Origin of the sequence: Sphingorhabdus sp. (assembly GCF_044338195.1) — a bacterium.
Taxonomy (GTDB): Bacteria; Pseudomonadota; Alphaproteobacteria; order Sphingomonadales; family Sphingomonadaceae; genus Sphingorhabdus_B.
This window is the reverse complement of record NZ_JBIIMC010000050.1, coordinates 1-8,126: the sequence shown is the minus strand read 5'-3', so window position 1 is coordinate 8,126 and position 8,126 is coordinate 1. Positions and strand designations below refer to the sequence as shown.

The 8,126-nt window shown below is 56.8% G+C and carries 9 protein-coding genes and 1 pseudogene; 5 read left to right on the top strand and 5 right to left on the bottom strand.

Annotation, left to right across the window (positions count from 1 at the left end; genetic code table 11):
• From ACIQZK_RS10285 to ACIQZK_RS10275, 3 genes and pseudogenes are all read right to left on the bottom strand, one after another.
• A pseudogene (locus ACIQZK_RS10285) lies at window positions 1-242 on the bottom strand (protein-disulfide isomerase); the annotation flags it as partial.
• Between the two features lie 28 nt (window positions 243-270).
• Window positions 271-981: a thioredoxin domain-containing protein gene (locus ACIQZK_RS10280; protein WP_397576046.1), complete on the bottom strand. Its 711-nt coding sequence runs from the start codon at window positions 979-981 to the stop codon at window positions 271-273.
• A gap of 15 nt (window positions 982-996) precedes the next feature.
• Window positions 997-1,536, bottom strand: a complete 540-nt coding sequence (locus ACIQZK_RS10275) for a DUF721 domain-containing protein (RefSeq protein WP_397576045.1) — start codon at window positions 1,534-1,536, stop codon at window positions 997-999.
• A 22-nt stretch (window positions 1,537-1,558) separates the two neighbouring features.
• On the opposite strand from ACIQZK_RS10275, the gene ACIQZK_RS10270 reads away from it, so the two are divergent.
• Genes ACIQZK_RS10270 through ACIQZK_RS10255 form a run of 4 tightly spaced genes read left to right on the top strand, consistent with a single transcriptional unit; the run spans window position 1,559 to window position 5,478 of the window.
• Window positions 1,559-2,632 (top strand): A/G-specific adenine glycosylase, encoded by a 1,074-nt coding sequence (locus ACIQZK_RS10270; RefSeq protein WP_397576044.1) that lies wholly within the window; start codon window positions 1,559-1,561, stop codon window positions 2,630-2,632.
• The gene (locus tag ACIQZK_RS10265) at window positions 2,629-3,933 is read left to right on the top strand and encodes a serine hydrolase domain-containing protein (RefSeq protein ID WP_397576043.1); all 1,305 of its coding nucleotides are present in this window, start codon (window positions 2,629-2,631) and stop codon (window positions 3,931-3,933) included. The genes ACIQZK_RS10270 and ACIQZK_RS10265 overlap by 4 nt, the downstream gene beginning before the upstream one ends.
• Before the next feature lie 4 nt (window positions 3,934-3,937).
• On the top strand, window positions 3,938-4,807 hold the full coding sequence (gene nudC, locus ACIQZK_RS10260; protein WP_397576042.1) for an NAD(+) diphosphatase: 870 nt from the start codon (window positions 3,938-3,940) through the stop codon (window positions 4,805-4,807).
• Complete coding sequence (locus ACIQZK_RS10255; protein WP_397576041.1) at window positions 4,804-5,478, top strand: DsbA family oxidoreductase; 675 nt, start codon at window positions 4,804-4,806, stop codon at window positions 5,476-5,478. Before nudC ends, ACIQZK_RS10255 begins: the two co-directional genes overlap by 4 nt.
• Here ACIQZK_RS10255 and ACIQZK_RS10250 read toward each other — a convergent pair.
• Complete coding sequence (locus tag ACIQZK_RS10250; RefSeq protein WP_306062885.1) at window positions 5,475-5,879, bottom strand: DUF1489 domain-containing protein; 405 nt, start codon at window positions 5,877-5,879, stop codon at window positions 5,475-5,477. The two genes, ACIQZK_RS10255 and ACIQZK_RS10250, sit on opposite strands and share 4 nt — an antisense overlap.
• A gap of 24 nt (window positions 5,880-5,903) precedes the next feature.
• Window positions 5,904-7,313: a magnesium transporter gene (gene mgtE, locus ACIQZK_RS10245; protein ID WP_397576040.1), complete on the bottom strand. Its 1,410-nt coding sequence runs from the start codon at window positions 7,311-7,313 to the stop codon at window positions 5,904-5,906.
• A gap of 154 nt (window positions 7,314-7,467) precedes the next feature.
• Between mgtE and ACIQZK_RS10240 the strand changes: the two genes are divergently transcribed.
• Complete coding sequence (locus tag ACIQZK_RS10240) at window positions 7,468-7,917, top strand: peptidylprolyl isomerase (RefSeq protein WP_183941681.1); 450 nt, start codon at window positions 7,468-7,470, stop codon at window positions 7,915-7,917.
• The last annotated feature ends 209 nt before the right edge of the window (window positions 7,918-8,126 follow it).

Genomic DNA, 8,126 nt, shown 5'->3' with positions numbered 1-8,126 from the left:
AATTGCGCACAACCGGGGCAGGTGATTGCGCCATATTCAACCAGCTTCAACGGCGCGTCCGGATTGCCCATTTTATAGCCACCAAATTCGGTTTTGCTCACAACATCGACCCATGCGGTATCGGCGGGCGATGCTATCTTAGCGATCGGTTCGCCTTTCGGCGCACCCGCGTTGTCACCGCCGCTGCAGGCTGCGAGCGCCAAAGCCGCTAATGTTGTCGAAACAAGTGTCTTGATACGCATAGGATATCCTTCAATGTTGGATGTCGAGTTATTTCAATACGGCTTTCAATTCGGCCGCACTATGGATGTGGTCTTGCAAGACGCCATTGACCATGAATGACGGCGTGCCACGCACGCCCAGCGCCGCTCCGGCTTCTGTCATATCGATGACCGCGTTCAGTGCCGCCTTGTCCGCTAGGCAGACTTTCGCCTGCGCTGGCGTAATGCCGCGCTGTTGCATGATTGGTCCAAGCCCAAGTGCGTCAAACGCGCCGATCATGAAACCTGTATAATCTGCGGATTTAAGCTTTGCCTGCGTTTCAGCATTGATATTTTTGGTTTTGCCCAACCAGATCGACTGGGTTGCGAACAAATGCCGCTGATTACCAAAAAATTTGCCCTTGCCACCACAGCGCGCAAGCATGGCAGCGGTCAAGTCAATCGAGTTCAAAACCATATTGCGCACTTCCAAGCTGGCTTTGCCCGTTGCAACCGACTGCGCCTTGAATGCGGGTGCTTCTTTCAATTCGAAGTCCGCACAATGGCCGCAGGTGTAGCTGAGATATTCAACCACCTTATTGGGGGCTGCCGGATTACCCAAAACATGCGCGCCCTTGTCGGTCACTGTAACGGTGGAAAGCCATTTGCTTGGCGCAGGTGCAGCGGCCAGAGTCGCGGAAAGCGACGCCGCACCCAACAAGACGAAAAACAGGGACTTTTTTGCACGCAACATCAACATAGCCTTAGCCATTGAAACCATGACGTGCATCTGGAATCACTCGCCGCCTTTGGCAAGGCTTTTTGCAAGGCTTTCGAGCACGGCAAACAGTTCGGGATCACCAATTTTGCGCAGAGATTCGCCCAGTTCCATCGGTATAGGCTTTAGCGAAGGTGGCGCTATCGGTTGCCGTGCGGGTGGCTTTGCAACGGGCCCTTGGCGGACTTTAACCCGCGCGACAGCGCCATAGCCGAAAAAGCGGTTCACCCGGTCGATAATCTCGGGAAGCACATGTTGGATCATCGTGGCGTGCGCGCCTTCAACGGTCAGCTCAAGCGTGCCATCGGATTTCTTGCCAATGGGAAAGCGGATCGCCTCAGGCGCAGAGACAGCGGCGTAACGCGCGCCAACAATTTCGTCCCAGCGGCTAACGACCGAACTTTGCACAAAGCCAAAGCGTCGGAACGCCGCCCTGCCGATTTCGGGCATGAGTGCGGACACCGCTTTGGCCTCGCCGCCGCGCGGACGCTGAAACGTCTTGGGCGTTACCGGCTTTTTCGGGCCCTTCGGCGCTGTTGGTGGCTTGCCTTTATCCATCACCTAATCCATGCCATTTTACATGCCTGCCGTCCAACAGACTGACCAGAATTCTGGGGATATCGCCGAGCGTCTGCTGGCGCATTATGATGTTCATGCCCGAACCTTGCCATGGCGAAAATTGCCGGGGCAGGGTTTCGCGGACCCATATCATGTCTGGTTGTCGGAAATCATGTTGCAGCAGACCACGGTCGCCGCCGTCGGTGCCTATTTCCACAAATTCACCCAGATGTGGCCCAATTTTGCCGCACTGGCTGCGGCCGATGATGCGGATGTTATGGCCGCATGGGCCGGGCTTGGTTATTATGCCCGCGCCCGCAATCTTTTGAAATGCGCGCGCGCCGTGGTTTCCGAATATCAGGGGCAATTGCCTTCTTATGAAGCAGACTTGCTAAAGCTGCCCGGCATCGGTCCTTACACAGCAGCGGCGATTGCCGCGATCGCATTTGGGCGGCGCGCGGTGGTGGTCGACGCCAATGTTGAGCGGGTGGTGTCGCGGCTATGTGCGATATCAACGCCGCTGCCACAGGCAAAGCCGCATATTCGCGAGGCTACCGATAGCATTACCCCAGAACTGAGGGCAGGCGATTTTGCGCAGGCGATGATGGATCTAGGCGCGGGTATCTGTTCGGTACGGTCTCCTTCGTGCCTGATCTGCCCAATCCAATTTGCGTGCGCCGCCTTTCGTACAGGTGACCCCGAAACCTATCCTGCAAAATTGCCGAAAAGCGCAAAGCCGCAACGGGTGGGGCATGTGTACTGGATTGAACGTGACGCCCATGTCTGGCTGATGCGCCGTGATGATCGCGGTTTGCTTGCGGGCATGCGGGCATTGCCGGATGACAAATGGACCGCGCGCATCGACGGTGACGCAGTTCCTCCTGCGGCAGCCAATTGGCAAAAATTGCCAGCGCAGGTTGCGCATATCTTTACGCATTTTTCCCTTACCCTGAACATTGCCGTTACGTCATGGCCAGCAGACGCGGACGGCCCGGGTGAGGGCGAATGGTGGCCGCTAAAATCGCTCGACAATGCCGGTCTGCCGACCCTATTCAGAAAAGTGACTGAGGCGGTTTTGAACGCAGGAGAGAGATGATGGACGTACAAGCAACAGGCCAGATAATGATGGATCGGCGCGGATTACTGGCATGGGGCGGACGACTGGCAGGGGCCGGCGCCGCTGGTGCTTTCCTGCCCGGCATGGCTTGGGCGCAGGCTGCCGAAAAATACCCTACGATCAAAGCCGAATTTGAAAGCTATGTTTCATCGGGCAAGCTTCCGGGCGTTTTGGCAACGATTGGCCGGGCGTCTGGTCTGCCAGACGTCATTGCCGTTGGTACGCAAGGACTGGGCGAGAAAACGCCTGTCAATATCGACACATTATGGCGCGTCTATTCGATGACGAAGCCCATCACGGGTATGGCCGCGATGATTTTGGTTGGCGAAGGCAAGATGAAGCTCGACCAGCCGATCTCCGAATTTCTCCCTGAATTCGCCAATATGACAGTATTGACCGATCCTGAAAAAAGCATGGATGCGGTTCCGGCCAAGAACCAGATTACGGTGCGCCACTTGTTGACGCATACGGCGGGCCTTGGATATTCCATCATTACGAAGGGTCCGTTGCTTCAGGCCTATCTGGACAACGGCATTACGCCAGGCATCGTCAGCCGCTTTCCGATTCCAGGCCAACCAACCAGCACGCCGACCCCTGATCTGAAGACATTTTCGGAACGGCTTGCCAAATTGCCGTTGGTTGCAGAACCCGGGACCAAATGGAGCTATTCCATCTCGCTCGATTTGTTGGGCCGCGTTATTGAAGTTGCCAGCGGTATGGATTTTGAGGCTTTCCTCAAGACCCGCATTTTTGAGCCGCTGAAAATGAACAGCAGCTATTTTCAGGTGCCAAAGTCGGAAACGCCGCGATTGGTTTCAAACTATGCGCCCGTCAACGGCGTGCTGTTCCCAATCGATCCCGCGGCGACAAGCATCTATCTCGACAAGCCGGCCTTTGCCTTTGGTGGTGCAGGCATGGTCTGTTCGGCGCGCGATTATGACCGGTTCCTCAACATGCTCGCCAATTATGGCGAGCTAGACGGTGTGCGGATTATGTCGCCAAAAACGGCTGCGCTCGCAATGTCCGACCTGTTGCCCCCTGCCGTGTCAACCGACGGTACTTTTGCAGCAGGCGCAGGTTTTGGCGCGGGCGGACGCGTTGGCAAGGGCGCGAACGAGGGTGTGTTCGGCTGGGGTGGTGCTGCCGGCACCGTTGCTTTCGTCGACCCGAAGCGCAAGTTGCGCGCGATTTGCATGGCGCAATATATGCCAAGCAACGTCTATCCGTTCCACGAGAATTTCGCAAAATGGGTCCTGAAGGACCTTGGCCTGCCAGCCTGATCCGATGATGTCGCCGGGATTTACGGGCTCACCGCTCGATCGCGCCGACCGCGTACGCAATGATGCAGAAGCCTATGGCGTTTTGCTCGCTGACTGGCGTGCGCGGGTTTTGGGCCTCGATGGCCTTGACCCCCGCGTCAGCGACGCAGGCGGCTTGTATTGGCATTCGCTGGCTGAACTGGATGGTTCGGAAGAACTCATCTTACTTGGCCTGTCCGATGATAAGCCGCACTTTGTCGCCGTCGTTGAGGCGACCGGAGACGCATTCCGTTCGCCGGCTATCTGGCGTGCATTGTCCATGCTGCCTGCCGAAGATGCCGCAATTTACGGCACCGCGCGCAGCCTGATTGAATGGCACAATAACCATCGCTTTTGCGGGCGTTGCGGACATACCACAGTGCTTTTTCGTGCGGGATGGGGCCGCAAATGCGGCAATTGCGCAAAGGAACATTTCCCACGCACCGACCCTGTGGTCATCATGCTTGCCGAATATGAAGGCAAAGCGCTCGTGGGTCGCCAGTCACGCTTCCCGCCCGGAAATTACTCGGCCCTCGCTGGCTTTTTGGAGCCCGGCGAAAGCATGGAGGAAGCGGTTCGCCGTGAAATCCATGAAGAGGCCGGCGTCACGTGCGGCGCCGTGCGCTATGTCACCAGCCAGCCATGGCCATTTGGCGGGTCGCAACTGATGATGGCGTGTATCGCCGATGCGCAAGGCGACGCACTGGTCCTCGACACCACGGAAATAGAAGACGCCATGTGGGTCACCAAGGAAGAAGCCCGTGCAGCGTTGGAAGGTGCCTCGGACCGCCGTTTCAATGCGCCGCCGCCCTTTGCGATTGCGCATAGCCTTTTGAAATATTGGGTGTCGCAATGACCGGTGCTGCCATTCCGTTGCGCATTGATATTGTATCCGATGTCGTCTGCCCATGGTGCATCATCGGTTTGAAGCAGGTGGAAAAAGCGCTGGCGTTGGTAGGCCGCGATCTGGCCGTTGAAACCCATTGGCACCCGTTTCAACTCAACCCGAATATGCCCCCTGAGGGCGAAGACACCGCTGAACATATTGCCCGCAAATATGGTAGCACGCCCGAACAGAGCCGCGCCAACCGGCAACGGCTGAGCGATATTGGCGATAGCTTGGGTTTCGCCTTCAACTATGGCGAGGGCATGCGCATCTACAATACGTTCAATGCGCATAAGCTGCTGACGATTTTCGGGAGCGAACGCGGCTGGAAAGCGCAAACGGATCTGAAAATGGCACTGTTCAAGGCCTATTTTCAGGACCGCCGCGATGTGAGTGACACCGAAGTCTTGTGCGATATTGCCGAGGCGCAAGGCATGGACCGCGCAGTGGCAGCAGCGTGGATTGCCGACGCGGCGCTGACCGATAGCGTGCGCGCTGAAATGGCGCATTGGATGGACCAGAATATCACCGGCGTCCCCGCGATCATCTTTGACCAAAAATTCATGGTTCCGGGCGCACAAAGCGCCGAGACCTTTGCAGATGTGATTAACAAGGTGTTGGCGAAGCGCGAAGCGGCTTAAACCAGCCCCATCTTCATGAGTTCGCCGAGCATCTTTGGTGACATTTCGTCACGGCCATCGGTTTCGACAGAATCGAGATCCGGCGGGGTGTTCGCTTCCTCAAGATAGCGCCAGCCCTGATGCGCCCTTTTTGGCGTTGAACGCACCGCGATCAGGCGGGGTTGAAGGCGGATCCAATGGCGACCGGCACCATTTTCCATGAAACCCAAAATCGGACTTCGGCCGATGATGGTATGCGTGTGAATCCAAAACAGCGAGCCGCCCGCCATTTCGTCAACGCGCTTGGGCAAATAACGGGTGGTCAGGCGCACTTCGCCATCTTGCGCATAAGCCGCGAGACGCTCGCGCAAATGTTTCGGGCTTTCCGCGCCGAACGCGATTTTGGTCATGTTAAGTGGCATAAGCGATTTTTGAGGACAGCAGTGTTAACCGACAAGACCGCTGAATACTGCGAGGCCTAAAAAAATCAGGAAGCCCATGGAATCCGTGATCATGGTCACGAATATCGAACTTGATACGGCAGGGTCTTGATCCAGGCGGTCGAGCAGAACCGGTATGGCAACACCCGACAGACCAGCCAGCGCGATATTGCACAATATCGCCACCGCAATAACGCCGCCCAACAGCCGGTCGTCAAAGATGAGGCCCGCGCCGAAGCCGGCGATAACGGCAATCGTTGCGCCAATGAGCAAGGCGACGCGAATCTCGCGCCAGATCGACCGCATCGTGTTTGATTGCGTAAGCTGATTGGTCGCCAACGCGCGCACCGTCACCGCAAGCGTCTGCGTGCCTGCATTGCCGCCAATGGAGGCGACAATGGGCATGAGAATCGCCAATGCGACCATGGTTTCAATCGCTGCCCCAAATTGCGCGATGATGAAACTGGCGACCATTGCGGTACCCAGATTGGCAATCAACCAACGCACGCGGGCTTTGTAACTGTCCGAAATAGGCTCGTTAATGTCGCCTTCACCGGCACCCGACAGCCGCAAGATATCCTCGTCAGCTTCTTCCTGAATGATGTGCACGATGTCATCGGCCGTGATGACGCCGACAAGACGTCCCGCGCCATCGACAACAGCGGCGGAAATGAGCGCATATTTCTGGAACCGAAGCGCGACTTCTTCCTGATCCATATCCACTGGAATCAGCGTCTGTTCGTGCTTCATGATGTCGCTGACAGGAACCTTGCGCTGGCTGCGCATGATCCAGCTGAGCTTGCACGTACCCACGGGCTTATGCTGCGGGTCGACGACAAAAATTTCCCAGAACTCTGTGGTCAGCTCATGATGGTCGCGCAAATAGTCGATCAGCTGACCCACGGTCATATGCTCGGGCACAGCGACCAGCTCGCGCTGCATGATTCGACCAGCGGATTCTTCGGGGTAGGACAGCGCATCTTCGATGACAGCGCGGTCTTCTGGGTCCAGCTCGGCAAGAACGGCCTGCTGGTCTTCTTCCTCCATATCCTCGATGATCGCGACCGCGTCATCGGTATCCAACTGTCCGGCAAGTCCGGCGACTTGTGCTGCGGGCAAGGCGTCAATGATATCCTCGCGGACATAGTCATTGACCTCTGCCAGCACTTCGGCGCTCATCAGCTCGCCCATGCTGATGGCAAGGTCGCCGCGCCGTTCGGACGGCGTTAGCTCGAGAAGATCGGCAATGTCGGCTTCATGGAGCGGTTCAACAAGCCGGTAGACTTCTTGGGCGTCGCCCGCTTCCATGGCGTCCAGCACGCGGTCGACATAATCGCGGGTCAGACGGTTGTCTTCGTCCAGCGTCTCAACAATTTCGGTATCGATGGTCAATGGGTCGGCGATATCGCTGGTCATGTGCGGGCCTCCCATTCGTAATTTTGTGCCTGGACGTTGTGATTGCGCCCCTCCTAAGCTTGCAGCGTTAAATTGCAATGATTTTGGCTTTGCACCAGCGCAATGCATCCCCTAGGGCACCGTCAACATTTCCCCAGCCTAAAGGATTATATATATGGCCGATGAAACGCTTACCCTCTCGCTCGACAGCGGCGACGTTGTTATCAAACTTCGCCCTGATCTGGCGCCAAACCATGTTGCCCGCATTAAAGAACTGGCTGGCGAAGGCTTTTACGACGGTGTGAAGTTCCACCGCGTAATTCCCGGATTCATGGCGCAGGGCGGTTGCCCGAACGGCACGGGCATGGGCGGTTCGTCCAAGCCAAATCTGGCGCAGGAATTCAACGCTGAACCGCATGTGCGCGGCGTATGCTCCATGGCGCGGACCAATGACCCGAACACGGCCAACAGCCAGTTCTTCATCTGCTTTGATGATGCGACCTTCCTTGACCGTCAATATACGGTCTGGGGCCAAGTCACCAGCGGCATGGAACATATCGATGCTTTGCCAAAGGGTGAGCCACCTGCGAACCCAGGCGTCATCCGCAAGGCCACTGTAGCCTGATATTAAAAACGCGCGGGAAGCCCAATGGCCGCCCGCGCGTTTTATCCTAGGGTCAGGACCTATTAAATGCACCTTCGCGGTTTGAGGCCATATTGTTCAGTGCAAGGCGGTAAGCGCCGGACTTAGTGGTTCTAAGTCCAAGCTTGCCAACGCAGCAATGGACAATATGGGTCAAATCCGAAGGACGCCAAAATGGCTTCGATCTCAAA

Coding starts and splice junctions, on each gene's coding strand:
- ACIQZK_RS10280 (WP_397576046.1), bottom strand. CDS start 981: ATGGTTTCAATGGCTAAGGCTATGTTGATGTTGCGTGCAAAAAAGTCC.
- ACIQZK_RS10275 (WP_397576045.1), bottom strand. CDS start 1,536: ATGGATAAAGGCAAGCCACCAACAGCGCCGAAGGGCCCGAAAAAGCCG.
- ACIQZK_RS10270 (WP_397576044.1), top strand. CDS start 1,559: ATGCCTGCCGTCCAACAGACTGACCAGAATTCTGGGGATATCGCCGAG.
- ACIQZK_RS10265 (WP_397576043.1), top strand. CDS start 2,629: ATGATGGACGTACAAGCAACAGGCCAGATAATGATGGATCGGCGCGGA.
- nudC (WP_397576042.1), top strand. CDS start 3,938: ATGATGTCGCCGGGATTTACGGGCTCACCGCTCGATCGCGCCGACCGC.
- ACIQZK_RS10255 (WP_397576041.1), top strand. CDS start 4,804: ATGACCGGTGCTGCCATTCCGTTGCGCATTGATATTGTATCCGATGTC.
- ACIQZK_RS10250 (WP_306062885.1), bottom strand. CDS start 5,879: ATGCCACTTAACATGACCAAAATCGCGTTCGGCGCGGAAAGCCCGAAA.
- mgtE (WP_397576040.1), bottom strand. CDS start 7,313: ATGACCAGCGATATCGCCGACCCATTGACCATCGATACCGAAATTGTT.
- ACIQZK_RS10240 (WP_183941681.1), top strand. CDS start 7,468: ATGGCCGATGAAACGCTTACCCTCTCGCTCGACAGCGGCGACGTTGTT.